The following is a 20,023-nucleotide window of genomic DNA, read 5'->3' on the forward strand; positions in this document are numbered from 1 at the left end:
AAAATAAGACCGTTGACCAACATATTCCGAAATAAAAATCTTAGAGTTTTAGCTTATCATAAGGTCAATGATCAGAAGAGATTTGAAAGGCAATTGGATTTTCTCAAAAGGCGATATCAACTCATAAACTTAAAAGCTTTGAGGGGATACCTGTTGGATAAACAGGATTTACCAAAAAATGCCTTGTTGATCACTTTCGACGATGGTGATGTGACTGTTTATGAGAATGCTTTTCCCATTTTAAAAAAATATAATATACCTGCAGTTATTTTTATTATCACCGATTTAATAGATACAGCAATTCCATTCTGGTGGGATGAAATAGAATACTATATCGGAACGGAGAAAGGAAATCAAAAGGTATGGGAAGTAAAAAATTGGACAAATAGAAGGAGACTTGACTTTTTGAAGTCACTTCGCGAAAAATCAAAAAAATCTTCTCCTGTCTATCCACAATTAACTTCTGTCCAATTAACAGAATTGCAATTTGGAGGGGTGGACATTGCAAATCATTCTCACACTCATCCTATGTTTGATCAATGCACGGTTGAAGAGTTAGAGAATGAAATGGTAGAATCAAAAAAAAATTTAACCCACCTAGGTTTAGCTGCTGACACTTTTGCCTATCCCAATGGAAATTATTCAGAAATTTCTGAAGAAATTTTAAAGAAAAATGGAGTGAAGCTTGCTTTCTTATTTGATCATAAAGTAAATAAAGTAAATGTCAGTCCTTTAAGAATTTCCCGCTTAATAGTTAATGACAGTACTTCTATGTGGAAGCTGCGATTTATACTGAGTGGTTGGCATGGGAAGTTTTTACCTGTAATAAAAAGAGTATCGGGTTTCTTTAGAAAAGTAAAAAAATGAAAATTTTAATTCTTATAAATTCCTTTGGAAGAGGAGGAGCAGAAAATTCAACTGCCAAATTTATATTAGGGGTTAATCAGAAATATAAGGATATTAATTTCAAATGTGTTTATCTGGAAAAGTATATGCCGGGATGTTATGAAGAATTAGCTGAGAACGGCATTGAAGTCACCAAATTACCTGGGCAAAATTTTCTATCCCGGGTAAAGAACTTTAGTAAATTAATATCTATTTATAAACCCAATATAGTTCATACCATTTTATTTGAATCTAATATGATCGGCCGGTTCGCATCTGTTGGAAAAAAAACACTGCTTGTAGAGAGTCTGGTAAACAAAACTTATTCCGAAGATCGGGACTTTAAAAGTCGGTCTTTGAGGCTTAAGAGCTATGGCATTAAGTATTTGGATAAAATTACCTCAAGGATGGTGGATCATTTCCATACTGTAGGTCATGCAGTTGCCAAACATTATATTAATGTGTATGGTAGAGAAATTGCCTATACCGTGGTAGAAAGGGGAAGACCATATCCTCCCAGTAATGACCAGAGGGATTTGAAAAATAATGAAAAGCTGTATTTGGTTACATTGGCTAGACAAGAATATCAAAAAGGACTTATTTATCTCCTGAAAGCAATTGTTCCTCATAAAAAACAATTAAAGTTACAAATCATTGGACGGGAAGGAGCTGCCACAGAAGCAATAAAAAATTTTATTCATGAGCATGATTTGAAGAACACAGTGGAATTTTGCGGATATTTAAGTGATGTTTTTACCATTTTACGGAAGGCTGATGTCTATGTCTCTGCTTCATTATATGAAGGCTTGCCGGGGAGTGTAATTGAGGCTATGTCTGTGAAATTACCCTTGTTATTAAGTGATATTGAAGAACACAAAGAGGTAGCACAAGGAAATAAGAATGCTTTATTTTTTGAAACCAAAAAATCTGAGGATCTTTCAGAAAAAATACAGGTTTTTCAAAATGATCCCTCGTTAAGGAAAAAATTTGGAAGTTATTCCTTCGAGATATTTCAAAAAAAGTTCACTGAGGAAGCTATGGTTGATGGGATGGCGAATTTTTATAAGAAGATATGTACCGGTTATAGAAAGGAGAATGAAAATTAGGAAAATTGATTATAAGTAAGATACTACAGGAGTTGTTGAGTTACATAAGAGAATTCAGACCTGGTTGTTTAAAATTTTACTAAATTAAATGTAAAGACTTATGAATGAAATAATATATGAAGCCTACAATAAAGAGCATAAAACGGAAGTAATATCTGTTTTAAATGAATGTATGGAGGAAGGTATTGATCAAACGATTTTTGATTGGAAACATGAGGACAATGTGTTTGGTAAATCTTTAGGATTTATAGCCAGGGATGATGAGGGAATTGTTGGATGTAATTTTTTCATGATCTACACATTGATGATAAACGGAGGGCCCGTTAAAGCCTTGAGGTCATGTGAATCAGCAGTAATGCCAAGGGGAAGGAGAAAGGGGATATTTTCTAAGCTAATTTCCATGGCTCATGAAAAAGTTGATAATAATGAATATTCTCTGATTTTTGGTACTCCTAATGAAAATAGTGTAAATGGGTTTTTAAAAAAGGGATGGAAAGAAATCCAACCAATAAATTATAATATCAAGCCTGTTCTATTTAGCAAAAAAATTGATTTAAAATTTGGTTTTGATAATTTCGATTCATCAATTAATGAAAGTCCTCAATCCGGTTATGACAATGTTTCTGTATTAAAGAGTCAGGAATATTTTAAATGGCGTTTTAGTGTAAAAACAAAAAGAGATTATAAAATAGCCTTTCTTAAAAACTCAACAGAAAATAATCATTGTATTTACAAGGTGAAAACTATTAAAGGTCTTCGGTCCTTGGTGGTACTAGAGAAAAGCGGGAGGGTAGAAGAAAGGAATACTTTGATAAAGGGTATTTTAGCCCATGAAAAAGTGTTTTTTGTGGTGGACCTAGAACATTCGAATAAATTAGGAAAAACATTGTCTATTTCATTAAAGACAAATAACTATCGTTTTGTATATTATCAGCCAAAACTAGCTCTGGATAAATGGGATCTTTCGTTGGGTGATCTTGAAGATATACTTTGACAATGAAAATCCTTCAACTGATCCAAAAGTCCCAATTACGGGGTGCAGAGATGTTTTCTTCGCAATCAAAAAAACATTTGCAGAAGCAAGGTAACCAACTGGTATTGGTAAGCTCATTTTTAGCTGAAAAGCTCCTATTCTGTTCCATAATGCCAGTGAAAGGTGGAGGCTATAATAAGTCGACTTTTCAAAAAAGGTATTCTCCTTTTTTATAAAAAATAAACTCAGTGGCTTCAGTTTCTGGAGCTTCAGAAAAAGATATCTTTCCGGAATTTCAGTTTTTTAATAGGAAAGACAGGAAAATTTTATTTTAAAATTTTGAACGACTTTCTACGAAAGCTTTAACTAGGTTTTTGCCAATTCTAAGCAGAAATTTTAAATAGAAAATCATGAGGGTTAAGACGAAAGTAAGAGAATGGATTATCCGAACAACAGGATACTGGATATATAAAAAAGACCACCTTCCGGTTGGTTGTGATCGTTTTAACGATTTGAAGTACAAGATTTGTCTGCCATTGAAAACAGTATTTGATGTTGGAGCAAATACGGGACAAACTGCGGTAATTTATAATGAAAAATTTCCGGAAGCAACGATCTATTCATTTGAACCTGTGAGAAAGACTTTTCTAGAATTGGTAAAGAATACCAAGAATAATAAGAGGATTGTTTGTAATAACCTAGCTTTTGGAGATAGGAAAGAATCCATTGAAATCAATCTTTATGAAGGTGGAAGTTCTAACCTTAATTCCCTTAAAAAGGAAGTTATGAGTACAAATGATCATTTAAAAGAAACTATTAAGGTAACTACTGGAGATATTTTTTGTGAGGAGAATAATATTTCTGAAATAGATTTATTGAAAATTGATACAGAGGGCTATGAAATAAAAGTTCTAGAGGGATTTTCAAGAATGATAAGTGAATCAAAAATAAAGGCAATCTATTGCGAAGTAGGTTTTTCTCCATTAAATAAAAGGAATACATACATTAATGAGCTATTTGACTTCGCACGTCAGAATGATTTTCAATTTTATGGTTTATACGAGGTTTATAACAAACGTATAACTGAAGGAAACAATTTCGGGAATATCTTGTTTATTAATACACGTACTGTAAACTCATTGTAATTTCTTTTAGAGATAGTTTAAAACAATTGTGGATAATTGCTCGAATTGGCCAGCTTTAATAAAGAACTGTGAATTGATTTTGGAAGGTTTATAAAGTGGGAACCAAAAATTAAAAAATAGAAAAATTAAAAGTCCTATAGAATTGTTTATGATAATCCACCTTTTATAATAGACTTGGATTTAAACTTTAATACCAAATGAAAATTCTCCATCTCATTCAAAAGCCCCAAAACCGCGGGGCCGAGATTTTTACTTGTCAGCTTTCAACTCACTTGATTTCATCTTGTCACGAGGTAAAAATTGTAACTCTTTTTGAGGGAGAAGCTATTTTGCCATTTGATGGAGAGATTATTTCTTTAAAAGCATCTTCAAAAAATCGATTTTTTGATATTCCTGCATGGAAAAAATTAGCCTGTATTGTAAAAGACTTCAATCCTGATATCATTCAAGCTAATGCCGGAGACACACTGAAATACGCAGTATTCTCAAAAAAAATCTTCGGGTGGAAAACACCTCTTATTTCAAGAAATGCCAGTGAGGTTGGGAGATATTTAACATCGCCACTTCAAAAAAGATTAAATTCTCTTTTTTATAAAAATGTAGATTTTGTTATTTCGGTTTCCAGGGCTTCCAAAATAGATATTTTAAATCATTTTCCATTTTTACATGGAAAAACGAAGGTAATTCCGATCGGATTAGAAGCTGTATCAGCAATTAAAGAAATTAATTATAAGCCTGAAAAAAGCCTGCACATAGTTCACGTGGGAGGCTTTACTTTTGAAAAAAATCATCCTGGGCTTCTAAGAATATTTAGAAAAATTTTAAATCTAAACACTAATATTCACCTGCACCTGGTAGGAGATGGACCTTTAAGACGAAAAATTGAAATCGGTGAGGAGGAAAAAAACTTGGATAACATTACTTTTCATGGTTTTGTAAATAATCCTCTTTCATATATTAAGTCTGCAGATGTCCTTATCCTCCCCAGTATAATCGAAGGACTTCCCGGGGTACTTCTGGAGGCCATGTATTGCAAAACTCCGGTGGTAGCCTACAACGTCGGAGGAATTTCGGAAATAATTACAGAGCAAACAGGTATTTTAGTTCCGGCAGGCGATGAAGAGGCTTTTGCTACCGCAATTATGAAAATCCTGGAAGGTAACAACGACGAGAAGATCGAGCAGGCTTATAATATGGTTAGAAAAAGCTTCATGAATGAAACGATAGCCAAGAAATTTATTGAAGCCTACGAAAAGGTTTTGGAAGATCGAGCCCCTATGGGGTCTAAAAAAGCTGTCTGTAAAGATTAAAATATTCCTAATTCCTTGCGACCTTCTGACTTTGAGCTAAATTTGTCGGAGCAATAAGAAGCAATGTCCAAAATTAAGATTCTTCACATTATAAAATCCCTTGGTAGGGGAGGTGCCGAAATGCTCCTACCCGAAACTTTATCTCTCCACAACAACAGCCAATTTGAATTTCATTATATTTATTTCTTGCCCTGGAAGGATCAGATGGTGCAGACAATTAAAAGGCATGGCGGCAAAGTTACCTGTTTTCCTGTTAAGAACAATTTGAGCCTACTGTTGCAAACTTCTAAAGTTTCTCACTATTGCAGGAAGGAAAAGATCGATGTAATCCATTGCCATTTGCCCTGGTCAGGTTTTTTAGGACGGTTAGTACATTTAAAGACCCAGATTCCTCTGTTATATACGGAACATAATATCCAGGAGCGATATCACTTTGCAACCAGATCTCTCAACAAAATGAGTTTCAACTCCCAAAACATGGTTTTAGGAGTCTCTGAGGATGTATCGACTTCTATTAGAAATAATATTGAACCGACCATTCCGGTTAGAACGCTTCTGAACGGGGTGAATACTGCGAAATTTAAAAGGAATGATAAGCGAAGGGTAGAAATTCGGGATCAATTCGCTATTCCTCAGGACGCAATTGTAGTAGGAAATATTGCAGTATTCCGGGAACAAAAGAATATTCCATTGTGGTTGAAGGCTTTTAGCGAAATAGCTCAAAATTCAGAAAATGTTTTTGGAATATTAGTGGGAGCGGGTCCGGAGGAGGAGAAAATAAAAAGTATGATCAGGGAATTGGGTCTCGAAAAACATGTAGTCTTACCGGGGCTTCAGACAGATACTGTGGCATATTTTTCAGCCATGGACATCTTTATGATGAGCTCAGACTTTGAAGGCTTGCCTGTAGCCCTCCTGGAAGCCATGAGTATGCAATGTGCAGTAGTTTCCACCAAAGCCGGTGGTGTAGTGGAGGTTGTACGGGATGGTATAGATGGAATGCTTTGTGAAGTGGGAGATAAAAGGTGTCTTGCGGACCAGGTATTAGTTCTGGTACAAGATTATGCTCAAAGAGAGAAGATGCAAAGTGCAGCGAGAGAACGCGTTGTCGAAGGTTTTAGCTTGAGAGGAATGGTAGATGAGCTGGAGGAGATTTACTGTGAGGTTCTGAAGAAGTAAAGTAGGACTGGGGGACATGGAGACTTGGGGAAGAGGAGACGAGGGGACCTGGGGACTTGGAGACTTGAAGACGGAAGTAAAAAGTGATCAGTACTCAATGGTCGGTGTTGAGGAAGTTGGAAGAGGTTGATGAATTAGGAATTATATTTTTGGTGTAGCTTCACAAAATCCGTGAAATCCAAAATCCGTGAAATTCGTATAAATAATGATTATAAGAGAAGCAACAGAAAAAGATATTCCAGAAATTGTGGAGGTGCTAAAAGCCAGCCTTGGAGAGGATCAATTAGAGCTTTCCGAAGAGGTCTGGAGATATAAGCATATAAATAATCCTTTTGGAAAATCTATAGTATTATTAGCGGAAGAAAATAAAAAGATTATTGGAGTAAGAGCTCTTATGAGGTGGCAGTGGCAAAAAGAGGAAAAAGTTTTTTCGGCCCTCAGGGCTGTTGACACTGCAACTCATCCGGAGCATCAGGGAAAGGGAATTTTTAAAAAGCTAACTTTACAGGCTGTGGAAATAGCTAAAAAAGAAGGAGTTCACTTTATTTTTAATACTCCCAATGATAAGAGCAGACCGGGCTATCTGAAAATGGGTTGGTCTGAGGTAAATAAGATCAAAATAGGCCTTAAAGTACCCCTGAATTCTTTTTGGAAGATTACCCAAAAAAGAGTCAGTTACAGTATCTCCTTAAGGTCAACAGATAATAAAATTCAGTCGTTGTGTACTTTTTGGAATAGAAGTCAAAAAGACAGAGAAAAAATTTTCACTCCCAAATCCCGGGAGTTTTTAAGGTGGAGATATGAAATTAATCCCTTGCAACAATATGAAGTGTTTGCTTCTGATGATTTTTATATTGCGTTTTACGTAAAAAATAGAAAAGGAATAAAAGAATTGAGAATTGCAGACTGTATTCATGGTAAAGGGAAAGAGGGAGAAAAAAATGTCAGGAAAGAACTCAACAGGTTTAGCCAAATTTTTAATGCTCAATTTATAAGTTTTTCTCCATCTTTAATGTCTCCAGGTGTTCCATCCATCTCCGGCAATTTTGGCCCGATACTAACTATTAATTCCCTCAATCTGGAAAAAGAAGTGAACCATGTAATTTTTAAAATGGAGAGCTGGAACAATAGTATTGGCGACCTTGAACTGTTCTAACGATGATAGGAATCTTATTTTTGATTATAATTTTCTTTTTGCTCAATCAGGCAATCATAAATGTTTTCCAAAAGAAGCATACCTGGTTCTCTAGGAAGAAAATGAATTTTTTATATTTCTACCATCTAATTTTTTATGGAGTTTATTCCTGGTATGCTTATAACAATCCTTCAGATTCTATAAGATATTGGAATGATCTAAATTTTTTTTCCGGTTCCTGGTTTGAGCTTTTTGGAACAGATACTACTTTTATTAATTTTTTGTCCTACCCCTTTTATAAGCTGGGTTTCAACTATGACATGTTGATGCTAACATTTGCGTGGTCTGGCTATTTAGGATTTCTCTATGCCTATCTTTTTTTTAGGGAAAAAATTCCCCTCAAAATTAAAGTCTTCAAAAAAATAGATTTACTGACTTTGATTCTCTTTTTCCCTAACATGCATTTTTGGACAGCCTCATTGGGCAAGGGAGCACCCATTTTTTTGGGTTTGATGATGTTTACCTATGCCATTGGGAATCCGAAAGGAAGGATATACCTTCTAATTTTAGGCTCTATTATAATATTTCATATACGTCCCCATGTTTTCATGTTTGTCGCCGTTGGCGCAGTAACTGGCTACATGAGTGGAAAAGAAAAAATTGCTTTCTGGAAAAAGGCATTAATTTCCGTGACGATGATTGGTAGTCTCTTTCTTCTCCAGGATCAGATCCTGGGTGTGATGGGACTTCAGGGATCTGATAATCTTATTGAGGAATTTGAAGCTACTTCCGAAAAGCGCTCGGAAGATTTGGGAAGGGCCGGTTCAGGGGTGGATATGTCATCATATCCCTTGACTTTAAAGCTTTTTACATTTTGGTTTAGGCCACTTTTTATTGATGCCCCGAATATTTTGGGGATAATTACCTCTTTCGAAAATTTGATCTATCTAATCCTGTTCGTGAAGATTCTGAAGAAAGACTTTATTAATTTTATCAGAAAGTCACCTTCTATGGTTAAAATGAGCATCACGATTTTCCTTTTGTCATCCTTTGCTATGACTTTTGTAATGTCAAATTTGGGAATAATCATGCGACAAAAATCTATGGTAATGTATTTCCTGTTCTTTGTGATCTATTATTACCTGGCCCAAAAGAAGTACAATAAAATAATAAGGCGTCGAAAGTTGAGACAACAAAAGATTAAACGAATGGAAGTGGTTGTTTAGGACTGTGGGAGGGGGAGATATGGATACCTGGAGACTTGGGGAACAGGAGACCAGGTCATTTGGAGGCAAGGCTAAGGAGAGACTGGAAAAAAGAACTTAGGGAGTAAGATAAAAACATTTGTGTATTAGTGGAAGCTCCCCCCGGCTTTCGAATTCATGAATCCCGAATTAACGAATTAACGAATCTCGAATAAACGATTACTATGAAGAATACCGGAGCCTTAGTAATATCTCTAGATTTTGAACTCCTCTGGGGCGTGTTTGATATGGTGGACTATAGGGAGCGTATAAATTATTTTCAAAATACCCGAAGGGTTATTCCGGAGATCCTTAAGCTTTTTGCAGCTAATGGAATTCATTGTACCTGGGCGACGGTTGGGATGTTATTTAATAAAGACTGGAAAGAATGGAAAGAGAATGATCCGACATGCGAACCGCATTATAAAAATGGAAAGTTGTCTTCCTATAAATTCGGAAATTCAATTAAAGATTTGGAGACTGAAGAGTTTTGCTTTGCTCCGGAACTGATCCGGGAAATTGCAGAGGTGACGGGACAGGAAATTGCAAGTCATACCTACTCTCATTATTACTGTACGGAAGCAGGGCAGACTTTGAATGAATTCAGAGCTGACTTGGAGAGTGCAGTGAATGTAGCTGAGAAAGTCGGAATCTCTCTTAGGTCCCTCGTTTTTCCTAGAAACCAGATTAGAAAGGATTATTTGAAGGTGTGCACTGATCTTGGAATCACCTCTGTTCGCTCAAATCCCTATAACTGGTACTGGAAAGATCCTGCTGCAAATGATCTAAAAACAAAAATTTTTAGAACCGGAGATGCTTATAATCCTTTTTCTGCTTCTAAAAGTTACACTATTGCAAATCTTAAAAAAGAAAATGATCTGCCCTTAGAGCAACCGTCCAGCCGTTTTCTCCGCCCTTATGAATCTAACTCTATTCTTCATGGTCTGAAGATGAAAAAGATACATCAGGAGATGACTTGTGCAGCAAAAAACGGGGAGATCTATCACTTATGGTGGCATCCGCACAATTTCGGAGATTTCCCCCTGGAAAGCCTGAATGATCTGCGTACAATTATTAATCACTTTAAAAAGCTTCAAAGGACCTATGGCTTTCAATCAGCAAATATGCATGGAATAAACAACTCGTTTCTAAATAATGTTTAAAACCATAAGCTCTCTCTAATCCTTTTTTAACTTTGCCTCGAAAATTCAAATAAGTATGTGTGGAATAAATGGATTGATCTCCACTTCAGATTCAGATGATATAACTCAGATTCTAAATAAGATGAACGGGGAGATATTCCACCGGGGGCCCGACCAGGATGGAAATTTTGTAAAGAAAAAAGATGAATATAGTGTCGGAATGGGAATGCGCCGACTGTCGATTATCGATCTTTCTACCGGGAAACAACCTATTTATTCTAATGATCAAAAGATATCTATTGTCTTTAATGGAGAGATTTACAACTACCTGGAACTAAAACAGGATCTTAAATCTAAAGGAGTTGTTTTTAAAACTACTTCAGACACAGAGGTGATACTAAAGCTTTATGAAGTGCATGGAACAGCTGCCTTCTCTATGTTAGATGGGATGTTTGCTTTTAGTATCTATGACGACCACCTTAAAAAGCTTTTTATTGCCAGAGATTTTTTTGGGGAAAAGCCGCTTTACTATACCGGAGACGAAAAAAGCTTCTTTTGGGCATCAGAATTAAAATCCATTATTGCCCAAAAAAAGGTAAAACCCCCAATTTCCAGGAAGGGATTAAATTTGTATTTTCAGCTGACTTATATTCCAGCTCCCTTTACTATTTATGAAAATATTTTCAAGCTTAAAGCCAATCATTACCTGGAGTATGATTGTACAACCCATAAATATCTGGAAAAAGAAATCAGGCAAAACATTAGCAAGGAGAAGACCGATCTTTCTTTTGAGCAGGCAAAGGAAAGAACACATAACCTGGTTCAGGAAAGCGTTCAATCGAGATCTATTGCCGATGTGCCGTTAGGTACTTTTCTTTCCGGAGGAGTTGATTCTTCCATTGTTTCTTTGTGCCTGGCACAGCAGTCGGACACCAGGATTGACACTTTTTCTATAGGTTTCGAAAAGAAATCCTTTGATGAAACAGGTAAATCAAGAGCTGTTGCAAAGTTGATCAATAGTAATCACCATGAGTTTATTGTGTCTGAAGGAGATCTTAAGGATAACTTGGATGACATTTTGCTGAACTTTGATGAACCCTTTGCAGATTCTTCTTCCCTGGCAACTTATCTCGTGGCGAATAAAACCCGACAGCACGTAAAGGTAGCACTTACAGGAGATGGGGGAGATGAAGTTTTTGGAGGCTACAACAAATATTATATGGGCAAGTTGAACCGGAAGTATACAGCTGTTATGCCTAATGCTGTACATAACACAGTGGAAAAACTGGCTTCCTCCATTCTTTCTACAGGGGATGACAACAGGGGCTTCAGGTTCAGGATGAAACGGCTGCTAAAGGCAGTGAATTATGATGGAGATTTCTATTATAATATAATATCTCTCGGTTTTCAGGAAGAGGAGTTATGGAAAGTTCTGAAACAAAATCATTTTGAAGAAGATTCCCTTAAGTATTATAAAGAACAGGTTGGAGACAAAAACAAGTCCCTGACAGATTTTCGGAATATCGACAAATTATTAAGTCTTGAAGGTGATATGTTGGTAAAGGTTGACCGGACCAGCATGCTCACTTCCCTTGAAAGCAGGGCTCCCTTCCTCAATAAGAAAATATGGAATTTCACATCGGGGCTTCCTGAAAATTATTTAATGAAAGGCTGGAATAAAAAGTATGTGCTAAAAGAATCCTTTAAACAGTATTTTTCGAAAGATTTTTTGAATAAATCCAAGCAGGGCTTTGGAGTGCCTGTAGGGGACTGGCTTAGAGGATATTTAAAGCCTGAGCTTTTGTCTTATATTGAGAAGGACTTTTTGTTAAGACAGGAAATTTTCAATAATGAGGAGATAAGCCATCTTGTTAACAGACATATTGAAGGCAAGGAAGACAATACATTCAGAGTCTGGACATTTTTCTGTTTTCAAAAGTGGTATAGGAGCATTTATCTTAACCTCTAGCTTTTTTTTTGGAGTTGACAGATGAAAAAAAGTAGAAAAAAAACTCGGGGAGGTGGAATATTAATTTCAATTGTGATTCCAACATACAACCGTGCGAATATCCTTCCTGTTGCCATCGAAAGTGTGATCAATCAGACCCAGGATAACTGGGAGTTACTTGTAATTGATGATGGATCCACTGATAACAGCAGAGAGGTGGTTGAGCCTTACCTTAAAAATAAAAAATTAACTTACTACTTCCAGGACAATAAGGGAGTTTCTGCAGCCAGAAATAAAGGGATACAAATGGCAATTGGTGAATTTATTATTTTTCTTGATTCAGACGATTATTTCGATAAGGAGGTTTTGAAAAATGTCAATCAGGCCCTTTCAAACAAACCTGATCTCGTTTGTTGGGAGGTTACTAGATTTATCGAAGGCAGGAAAAAGATCCAGAAACCTAAAGAATTGAGTGGAATTTATAATCACATAACTGCCATCTTTCTTGCCGGAAGTATTTGTTACAGACGCAGCCTCTTTAATGAGGTTGGGAGATATGATACTGCCCTGAATTTTGGAGAAAATTATGAACTGGGACAGAGAATAAGTGCCAAAAAGGATCTCAAAATTACAATTATAAATAAGCCTTTGCTTTATTATGTTCTTAATATATCTACGAGAAAAAGCAACAGTATAGAAAATAGATTAAGTTCTTATATTTACCTGTATAAAAAGCATCGAACTGAATATGATAAAAATCCTAAAGACAGTGCAGAAATGAATTATCTTTTAGGTTTTGTTCTGGAAAAAACAAAGCGCAAGAAAGCTGCAATTGAAAGATTTAAAAAATCCTGGTTCGACAACCCCCGAAATCCAAAACCGCTTTTGAAAATCCTTTATTTAAAATTTTTATCATGAAGGTGATCTTCGTTATTGACTCCCTGGAAGGATATGGGGCAGAAAAAAGTATCGTTGAAATAGCTTTACGGATGCAGCATGTAATTCCGGTGTTTATTAATCTTTATGGGGCAGGGAATTTAACCTCAAAACTAGAAAATAAGGGGGTCTCGGTTTATTCACTCAACATTGCAAAAACCTACGGATTTAACGAGGCAGTCAGTCAGATTGTACCTATTATTGAGAAGGAAAAACCGGAGATCATCCATTCCACTTTGTATCGCGCAGACTTAATAGCCAGAAAGCTAAAAAGTATATTTCCCGATATTATTCTGGTGGGAAGTTTCGTTAGTAACTCCTACGGTCTAAATCGCTATAGACACCTTTCAACATTGTCTAAATTAAAACTTTTTTCAACACAGCTAAAAGATCGGTTGACAGCAGGAAAAGTTGATTTTTTTCTATGCAACTCCAATGCTATAAAGAAAACAAATGTTAAAGCTTTAAATGTTGACGGGAATAAGGTGCAAGTCATCTATCGCGGTAGGTGTCTCGAAGACTTTAATACCTCAATAGAAGCTCAACCCTCTCTTCTCAGAGAATTGGATTGGATAGGTCAAAAGATATTTCTTAATGTGGGAAGGCTGAATAAAGGCAAAGGACAAATTGATTTGTTGAAGGCTTTTTCAGTTATCAATAAGGAAAATCCTAATACTCTTCTGGTCATTGCCGGAGAAGGTAGCTTAAGGAGGGAGTTAGAAAAGTTAATACGTGAATTACAGCTTCAAAAAAAGGTGTTTTTAATGGGATATAGGGAAGATATTCCCTCTCTTCTTGCGCTAGCTGATTTTTTTGTTTTTCCTACCTATTTCGAGGGGCTACCGGGATCACTGGTCGAGGCTATAATTTCAAAAACGCCGGCAATTGTTTCTGATATACCTGAAAACCGGGAGTGCTTTCCCGGTGATGAGGCACTTTTCTTTCCTCCGGGCGATATAAATAAACTAAGCCGTCAAATGAAGCAGGCGTTGGAAATGGACGATTGGGAATCAAGGACAGACAAGGCGGCCACTAATGCAAGTGAGAAATTTAATATTCAACGGATTTCTAAAGATTACGAAAATTTTTATCAAAAAATTTTTCGCCAAAAGAATATTTAGAAACATCAATGGCTAGAAATGAAAACGGTTACGGAGAGAAGATCTCACTGAAGTAGCACAACTTGAACTTTTACAATAATTTCCGTAGATGTTCTGCTGCTTTTATAGGATCTCCGCTTCTTAAACAGTAAAGGACTTGCATCTTATGTGTACTTATAATTCTCCGGTGAAAAAAAGTACCAAGATCTTTTTTCCCCAACCCCAAATAAAAATCTTTTAATTTCTGATAAGTCAGGAGTTTTGAATCCAATTGAGCTTTTTTTCTCTTTCTTCTCCAGATCCCGCCTTCGTGCCTTCTGTAAAAAGAAGATTTAATGCCTTCCAAAAATCCGGCTTCTCCGAAATTTCCCAATAAGCTAATCAGGAAACTATCTACATTAATAACTCCAACCATTTCCTCAGGTAAATTATCTTTAATAGAGTTTTTGAAACAGATGGTTGAAAGAAGCGGATGAAAATTCAATCTCTGAAGATCTTCCTTACAAATGATTTGTTTCGGCTGCTCCAGGCACTTTTCTTCTGGCAAGGATTCCAGTTTTTCATTCACTTCGAGATATGAGTGATAAGTAATGGCGAGGGAGGATTGACCCTGTAAGTGCTCTACCTGTTTTTGAAGTTTTAAGGGATCGGTCCAAAGATCATCCCCCTCACAAAAAGCAACAAATTCTCCCCTGGTAGAATAAAAATTATACAGCGCATTAAAGTTCCCTGTTGGAATTCCCAAAACTTCTATTTTGTTATCAGGATGATGAAGAAATAATCGGATCTTTTCGGGGTATATTTCTGCGTATTCAATACAAATTTCCCTGGTACCATCTGTAGATCCATCTTCTCCCAGCAGGATCTCAAAGTCAAAATCCGTTTTCTGATTTAGAATTCCCTCTATGCACTCGCGTATATAGTTCTTGTGCTGATAGGTCTGCACCATAATACTTACCACCGGGGATGCAGTAACCTGGTTAGAGTACTCTTCAACCTCCTGCTTCTGATATCTATTTTTAAAATCTGAAAAATTCATAAAGGTCAGCTAAGGAACCTCTGAGAAACCTCAGTATAGGAAACTTTTCTTTTGGAAGTGCCTTTAGCGGAGTAAACTGAATTAGGTTCTGTATCCCTGCTTATTGTACAACCCATTCCTATGATGGTATTTTCGCCCAGTTTTACGTTCTGGGCTACCGTGGAATTCATACCCAGAAAACAATTATCGCCAACTTCTACGTTTCCCCCAAGCGTCATGGCACTTACAAGAACATTTTTACCAATTTTGGTGTGATGTCCAATATTGGCAGCAAATAGGATACAATTATCGGCTATTTCCACAAAGGGTTGGAGGGTGGATCCCTCTCCAATAAAGCAATTCTTTCCCAGGCTGAGATTCTTCCATGTATTAGCTTTAGAAGAAATATAATTGACCAGGCCAAAACCCGTTTTTTGAGCATCCTGGAATATTCTTTTTCGAATCTCATTTTGTCCAACTGCAATAAACAGAGAGCAGCAATCCGGTGAAAAATGGCTTTTTAAATCTTCAAAGGCATAAAGAGGAAGCTTGTCAAATTCATTTTCTTTTAAAAGAGTTTTTTCTATGCAATAAGCAATGACTGTAAAAGAACTGTCATTGTCGAAAACATACCGTACATACTCTGCGTACCTGCCTACTCCGTAAATAATAAGTTTCTTTTTCTCCATTTCTAAAATTCTTATTGACCAAATATACCTAAAGAATGGCTGCTTAACACTACAATTTTTGGATAGTAAGCAGCAGCTGGAGGTTGTCGGATTTTCCTTAACAATACTTTCCATAAAATTATCAGAATTGCTTAAAATTTTAGACATCTTTTTCGTGTAAAAGACTTGTGAATTCCTGCTAAAATATATTAAAAAACCAGAACCTGTCGGTTAAATGATCCTTTAATCGAAATTAGATTTTCCTTTAAATTACCAGTAAAACTAAGCTGTAAATTTATCATAATAGAAACCAAATCAAATTGTTATGAAAAAAATTTACTTATTGTTGTTGGCCCTTGTTGTAATATCCTGTTCAGTTGAAGACGATTCTTATCTTGAAGATTACAACATGAAATCGCTCAATGTTACTGCGCAACAAGATGATGCCTGTGCAGGAGTCAGTGCTGGCGCAGATGCTTCCAAAACAATTACTCAGTCTGAAGCTGATGCAATACCAAGCTGGGATGAAGTTAGAAAGCTTTATCTCAGTCTTTTAGAAGATGGCGTGCCAAGAGACGGCGAATTTGATCCATCTATTTGGGATATTATCAACTCCTATACAGGTCCCGGCGCTTATACCACCACCTATACCATTACAGAAGGTGATTGTTCGGATTCTGTTATACTTACTGTTAATGTGGTCGAAAGTTTGCCTTCAGACCCCACATGTGATTTAAGTGCCGGTGCAGATGCTTCTAAAACAATAACACAATCTGAAGCTGACGCCATTCCAAGCTGGGATGAAGTGAGAAAGCTATATTTAAGCCTTCTGGAATCAGGAGTGGCAAGAGATGGCGAATTTGATCCTTCCATTTGGGATATTATCAATTCTTACACAGGACCTGGAGCTTATACCACAACCTATACCATTACCGAAGGTGATTGCTCAGACTCAGTAGTGTTAACTATTAATGTAATTTCCGATCAATCTCAGGACCCGACCTGTGAATTAAGTGCAGGTTCCGATGCTTCAAAAACCATTACTCAGTCTGAAGCCAATGCTATTCCAAGTTGGGATGAGGTGAGAAAATTATATCTGAGTCTTTTAGAGCAGGGAGTTTCCCGCAACGGGGAATTTGATCCTTCCATTTGGGATATTATCAATTCCTACACCGGGCCGGGGGCGTATACAACAACCTATACTATCACAGAAGGCGATTGTTCAGACTCGGTCGAATTAACTATTAATGTTGTTGCCGATGCTTCGCAAGATCCAACCTGTGATCTGGATGCAGGACCGGATAATTCAAAAACCATTACCTATTCAGAAGCTGCTGCAATTCCAAGTTGGGATGAAGTAAGAAAGCTTTACCTGAGCCTGCTGCCACAGGGAGTAAGCAGAAACGGCTCTTTTGATCCTTCTATCTGGGATATTATAAATGACTTTAACCAGAGAGGTGCCGGAACATACACTACCACATATACAATTACCGAGGGAGATTGTTCCGATTCAGTTGAACTGAGTATAATTGTGGTTCCCGATAATTCCTAAGGAAGATTCACATGAATTAAAGGCTGTTTAAGTTACTTCTTAGACAGCCTTTCTTATGGTTATGAAAATCCTTTCTGTTGGTTATGCAGAGTTATAGAATAAACGAGAAAATTCTATTCCGGAAGGAAAATTCCCAATCTCAAAAGATCTTAACACAATCTTTACACAGATTTTAGAAAAGTCAGGAATATTTTGGAATCCTTTTCTCTCAAGTCAGGTGAAATATCCACTGCTTCCTTGAATAACATGTAGTTAAACCAATAAAATCATATACTCATCGAAAAATAGCCGGGGCATCTTGTTCTACACGCAGGAAAAATTAAATTTAGGTTAGTACTAACCAAATCAAACAGTTATGAAAAGAATATATTTGTTGATCGTAATTTTTGCACTGGCATCCTGTTCAGTGGATAATGAAGAAATTATTTCTGAAGCCGGGACCCTGGAGACTTTAAATGCAGTAGTGGAAATTGACGGATGTGAGTCTGAATCCTACTCCTTTGCGAATGCAGGTGCTATTGAAGTAATAAATGATTCCGACTTTTTATATGTAAGTATAGTTGCAAATGATATGTATGCGCTGAACCATACGAAGCTGCACGTTGCTGATTCTGAAGCGGATTTTCCTACTGTAGGAAAGGGAAACCTGCCTCCCGGAAAAATGGAATACAAAGAAAGCTTTGAGCCGGCTGTAGAGTCTTACACTTTCAAATTTCCGCTTTCAGATTATGAGGGCTGCATTTTTATAGCTTCCCAATCTGTATTTTCAAACGGTGCAGGTTCGGGAACTTATTGGGCGGGTGATATTGCCGGGGCAAGCGGAAACTGGGCTTATTTCGAGTATTGTATTCAGGTATGCGAACCTCAGGATCCACCCTGCGATTTAGATGCCGGTCCGGATAACTCGAAAACAATAACTTATTCCGAAGCAGCAGCACTTCCCAGTTGGGATGAAGTCAGGAAACTTTATCTAAGTCTGCTGGAGCCAGGTGTTAGTCGCAATGGTAGCTTCGATCCTTCCATCTGGGACATTATTAATGATTTTAATGAGAGAGGTGTTGGCACATACACAACAACCTACACCATTACTGATGGAGAATGTTCAGATTCTGTTGAACTCAGTATCATTGTCGTACCGGATTAGAAGAAATTATTAAGATTAAACTTTTTTAAATCAGGCTGTCCTCGGACAGCCTGATTTAATATTTGGTGAGGTTAAAAACCTCATTAATTGAGGAAGTAATGTTGTAAGGCTAAAGATCGTCTTTTGAATTACCTCTGCACCTACTTCGGTGAAATATTAAATTTTTATCCTCAGACATATTAAACATTTAAGAGTCTAGGATCTAGATTCTAGACTCTAGGATCCCACTTTTTTAAATGGATACGTATATTTGCCAAAAATTCCATGCCTCCCAAACTCATACGTATCACCACCGTTCCCCTTTCTTTAGAGAAACTTCTCGAAGGTCAGCTAACCTTCATGAATGGCTATTTTGAGGTGACTGCAATTGCTGCAGAACAAGAACGTCTTGAACAGTACGGTCGCGATAATGGCGTTAAAACCTTTCATCTGGAAATGACAAGGGAGATTACTCCAGGGCAGGATCTAAAGGCTTTATTTAAACTCTACCGATATTTTAAGAGAACCAAACCTGAAATTGTCCATACCCATACTCCCAAGGCTGGAATTGTTGGAATGATGGCGGCTAAAATGGCCGGAGTGCCTGTCCGTTTACACACGGTCGCAGGTATGCCCTTAATGGAAACCACCGGAACTAAAAGAAAAATTCTGGAGCAGGTAGAGCGGCTGACGTATACTCTGGCTACCAAAGTATATCCGAATTCCGAAGGCCTTAAAAAGATCATTTTGGATAACAATTTCACAAAACCCGAAAAACTGAAAGTGTTAGGAGAGGGGAGCTCCAATGGTATAGATACCCACTATTTCAACCCGGCACATTTCACCGCAGAACAGAAGAAGGAAATCCGGCAATCTATGAACATTCCCTCAGATGATCTGGTTTTTATTTTTGTCGGCAGACTGGTCAAAGATAAAGGGATCAACGAACTGGTGCAGGCCTTTAAAAAACTAGCTGCAGAAACTCCAAATATCAGCCTACTCCTGGTCGGACCTTTTGAACAGGAACTGGATCCGATTACAGAAGAGAATTTTCAAGAAGTAAAGACGCATCCAAAGATCTTTACTACCGGCTACCAGATCGATGTCCGTCCTTATTTTGCCGTTGCAGATGTGCTTGTGTTTCCAAGTTACAGGGAAGGCTTTCCTAATGTGGTGATGCAGGCGGGAGCAATGGGATTGCCGTCTATTGTGACAGACATTAATGGCTGTAATGAGATTGTGCGGGATGAAGAGAACGGACTAATTATCCCGGTCAAAGATCAGGAGGCTCTTCTACTTGCTATGAAGAAACTGGCAAGCAATACCGAATTACGCCAAAAACTCGCCGCAAATTCCCGTTCTGTAATAACTGCTAAGTATGAACGAAGAGTTTTCTGGGATTTGCTTTTGAAGGAATATAGATTACAGATGAAGGAAGCGGGGCTTTAGGACTTGGAGACAAGGTGACTTGGGGAGTGGGGGACGGGTGAACAGGAGACTAGGGGAAGAGGAGAACAGGAGACTTAAAAAAGTGTTCAGTGCTCAGTGATCAGTGATCA

At 37.2% G+C, this 20,023-nt stretch carries 17 protein-coding genes; 15 read left to right on the forward strand and 2 right to left on the reverse strand.

What is annotated here, in order from left to right:
* The first annotated feature begins 12 nt into the window (after positions 1-12).
* The 12 genes from G564_RS0101090 (at position 13) to G564_RS0101160 (ending at position 14,124) form a co-directional block, all read left to right on the forward strand.
* Entirely contained in the window at positions 13-867 is an 855-nt protein-coding gene (locus G564_RS0101090) for a polysaccharide deacetylase family protein (RefSeq protein ID WP_029036029.1), read from the forward strand.
* Positions 864-1,991, forward strand: a complete 1,128-nt coding sequence (locus tag G564_RS0101095) for a glycosyltransferase family 4 protein (RefSeq protein WP_029036030.1) — start codon at positions 864-866, stop codon at positions 1,989-1,991. Before G564_RS0101090 ends, G564_RS0101095 begins: the two co-directional genes overlap by 4 nt.
* Positions 1,992-2,091: 100 nt before the next feature.
* Entirely contained in the window at positions 2,092-2,985 is an 894-nt protein-coding gene (locus G564_RS0101100; RefSeq protein WP_029036031.1) for a GNAT family N-acetyltransferase, read from the forward strand.
* A gap of 389 nt (positions 2,986-3,374) precedes the next feature.
* The gene (locus tag G564_RS18255) at positions 3,375-4,109 is read left to right on the forward strand and encodes an FkbM family methyltransferase (protein ID WP_051205226.1); all 735 of its coding nucleotides are present in this window, start codon (positions 3,375-3,377) and stop codon (positions 4,107-4,109) included.
* A 197-nt stretch (positions 4,110-4,306) separates the two neighbouring features.
* Positions 4,307-5,419, forward strand: a complete 1,113-nt coding sequence (locus tag G564_RS18260) for a glycosyltransferase (protein WP_051205227.1) — start codon at positions 4,307-4,309, stop codon at positions 5,417-5,419.
* A gap of 63 nt (positions 5,420-5,482) precedes the next feature.
* The gene (locus tag G564_RS0101125) at positions 5,483-6,598 is read left to right on the forward strand and encodes a glycosyltransferase (protein WP_029036033.1); all 1,116 of its coding nucleotides are present in this window, start codon (positions 5,483-5,485) and stop codon (positions 6,596-6,598) included.
* A gap of 205 nt (positions 6,599-6,803) precedes the next feature.
* A complete protein-coding gene (locus G564_RS19730) occupies positions 6,804-7,754 on the forward strand; it encodes a GNAT family N-acetyltransferase (RefSeq protein ID WP_051205228.1) in 951 nt (316 codons plus the stop codon).
* A 437-nt stretch (positions 7,755-8,191) separates the two neighbouring features.
* Positions 8,192-8,959: a hypothetical protein gene (locus G564_RS20625; protein WP_245583640.1), complete on the forward strand. Its 768-nt coding sequence runs from the start codon at positions 8,192-8,194 to the stop codon at positions 8,957-8,959.
* Between the two features lie 203 nt (positions 8,960-9,162).
* Positions 9,163-10,140 (forward strand): polysaccharide deacetylase family protein, encoded by a 978-nt coding sequence (locus G564_RS18270; RefSeq protein ID WP_037373242.1) that lies wholly within the window; start codon positions 9,163-9,165, stop codon positions 10,138-10,140.
* A gap of 55 nt (positions 10,141-10,195) precedes the next feature.
* Positions 10,196-12,088, forward strand: coding sequence for an asparagine synthase (glutamine-hydrolyzing) (asnB, locus tag G564_RS0101150; protein ID WP_029036035.1), 1,893 nt, complete (start codon positions 10,196-10,198; stop codon positions 12,086-12,088).
* 72 nt (positions 12,089-12,160) lie between these two features.
* Complete coding sequence (locus G564_RS19735) at positions 12,161-12,985, forward strand: glycosyltransferase family 2 protein (RefSeq protein WP_169578103.1); 825 nt, start codon at positions 12,161-12,163, stop codon at positions 12,983-12,985.
* A 71-nt stretch (positions 12,986-13,056) separates the two neighbouring features.
* Positions 13,057-14,124, forward strand: a complete 1,068-nt coding sequence (locus tag G564_RS0101160) for a glycosyltransferase (protein WP_169578104.1) — start codon at positions 13,057-13,059, stop codon at positions 14,122-14,124.
* Between the two features lie 70 nt (positions 14,125-14,194).
* On the opposite strand, the gene G564_RS0101165 is transcribed toward G564_RS0101160, so the two are convergent.
* Entirely contained in the window at positions 14,195-15,142 is a 948-nt protein-coding gene (locus G564_RS0101165; RefSeq protein WP_029036037.1) for a glycosyltransferase, read from the reverse strand.
* Between the two features lie 5 nt (positions 15,143-15,147).
* Positions 15,148-15,810, reverse strand: a complete 663-nt coding sequence (locus G564_RS0101170) for an acetyltransferase (protein ID WP_029036038.1) — start codon at positions 15,808-15,810, stop codon at positions 15,148-15,150.
* A 304-nt stretch (positions 15,811-16,114) separates the two neighbouring features.
* Between G564_RS0101170 and G564_RS0101175 the strand changes: the two genes are divergently transcribed.
* From G564_RS0101175 to G564_RS0101190, 3 genes are all read left to right on the forward strand, one after another.
* The gene (locus G564_RS0101175) at positions 16,115-17,341 is read left to right on the forward strand and encodes a hypothetical protein (protein WP_029036039.1); all 1,227 of its coding nucleotides are present in this window, start codon (positions 16,115-16,117) and stop codon (positions 17,339-17,341) included.
* Between the two features lie 355 nt (positions 17,342-17,696).
* Positions 17,697-18,485 (forward strand): hypothetical protein, encoded by a 789-nt coding sequence (locus tag G564_RS0101185; RefSeq protein ID WP_029036040.1) that lies wholly within the window; start codon positions 17,697-17,699, stop codon positions 18,483-18,485.
* Between the two features lie 264 nt (positions 18,486-18,749).
* Entirely contained in the window at positions 18,750-19,913 is a 1,164-nt protein-coding gene (locus G564_RS0101190; RefSeq protein WP_029036041.1) for a glycosyltransferase family 4 protein, read from the forward strand.
* Positions 19,914-20,023 lie beyond the last annotated feature (110 nt).

Origin of the sequence: Salinimicrobium xinjiangense DSM 19287 (assembly GCF_000423585.1) — a bacterium.
Taxonomy (GTDB): Bacteria; Bacteroidota; Bacteroidia; order Flavobacteriales; family Flavobacteriaceae; genus Salinimicrobium; species Salinimicrobium xinjiangense.

Bases quoted from the DNA above. Each gene is read 5' to 3' on its own strand.
- G564_RS0101095 (WP_029036030.1), top strand. From the start codon at position 864: ATGAAAATTTTAATTCTTATAAATTCCTTTGGAAGAGGAGGAGCAGAA.
- G564_RS0101100 (WP_029036031.1), top strand. From the start codon at position 2,092: ATGAATGAAATAATATATGAAGCCTACAATAAAGAGCATAAAACGGAA.
- G564_RS18255 (WP_051205226.1), top strand. From the start codon at position 3,375: ATGAGGGTTAAGACGAAAGTAAGAGAATGGATTATCCGAACAACAGGA.
- G564_RS18260 (WP_051205227.1), top strand. From the start codon at position 4,307: ATGAAAATTCTCCATCTCATTCAAAAGCCCCAAAACCGCGGGGCCGAG.
- G564_RS0101125 (WP_029036033.1), top strand. From the start codon at position 5,483: ATGTCCAAAATTAAGATTCTTCACATTATAAAATCCCTTGGTAGGGGA.
- G564_RS19730 (WP_051205228.1), top strand. From the start codon at position 6,804: ATGATTATAAGAGAAGCAACAGAAAAAGATATTCCAGAAATTGTGGAG.
- G564_RS20625 (WP_245583640.1), top strand. From the start codon at position 8,192: ATGCATTTTTGGACAGCCTCATTGGGCAAGGGAGCACCCATTTTTTTG.
- G564_RS18270 (WP_037373242.1), top strand. From the start codon at position 9,163: ATGAAGAATACCGGAGCCTTAGTAATATCTCTAGATTTTGAACTCCTC.
- asnB (WP_029036035.1), top strand. From the start codon at position 10,196: ATGTGTGGAATAAATGGATTGATCTCCACTTCAGATTCAGATGATATA.
- G564_RS0101160 (WP_169578104.1), top strand. From the start codon at position 13,057: ATGCAGCATGTAATTCCGGTGTTTATTAATCTTTATGGGGCAGGGAAT.
- G564_RS0101165 (WP_029036037.1), bottom strand. From the start codon at position 15,142: ATGAATTTTTCAGATTTTAAAAATAGATATCAGAAGCAGGAGGTTGAA.
- G564_RS0101170 (WP_029036038.1), bottom strand. From the start codon at position 15,810: ATGGAGAAAAAGAAACTTATTATTTACGGAGTAGGCAGGTACGCAGAG.
- G564_RS0101175 (WP_029036039.1), top strand. From the start codon at position 16,115: ATGAAAAAAATTTACTTATTGTTGTTGGCCCTTGTTGTAATATCCTGT.
- G564_RS0101185 (WP_029036040.1), top strand. From the start codon at position 17,697: ATGAAAAGAATATATTTGTTGATCGTAATTTTTGCACTGGCATCCTGT.
- G564_RS0101190 (WP_029036041.1), top strand. From the start codon at position 18,750: ATGCCTCCCAAACTCATACGTATCACCACCGTTCCCCTTTCTTTAGAG.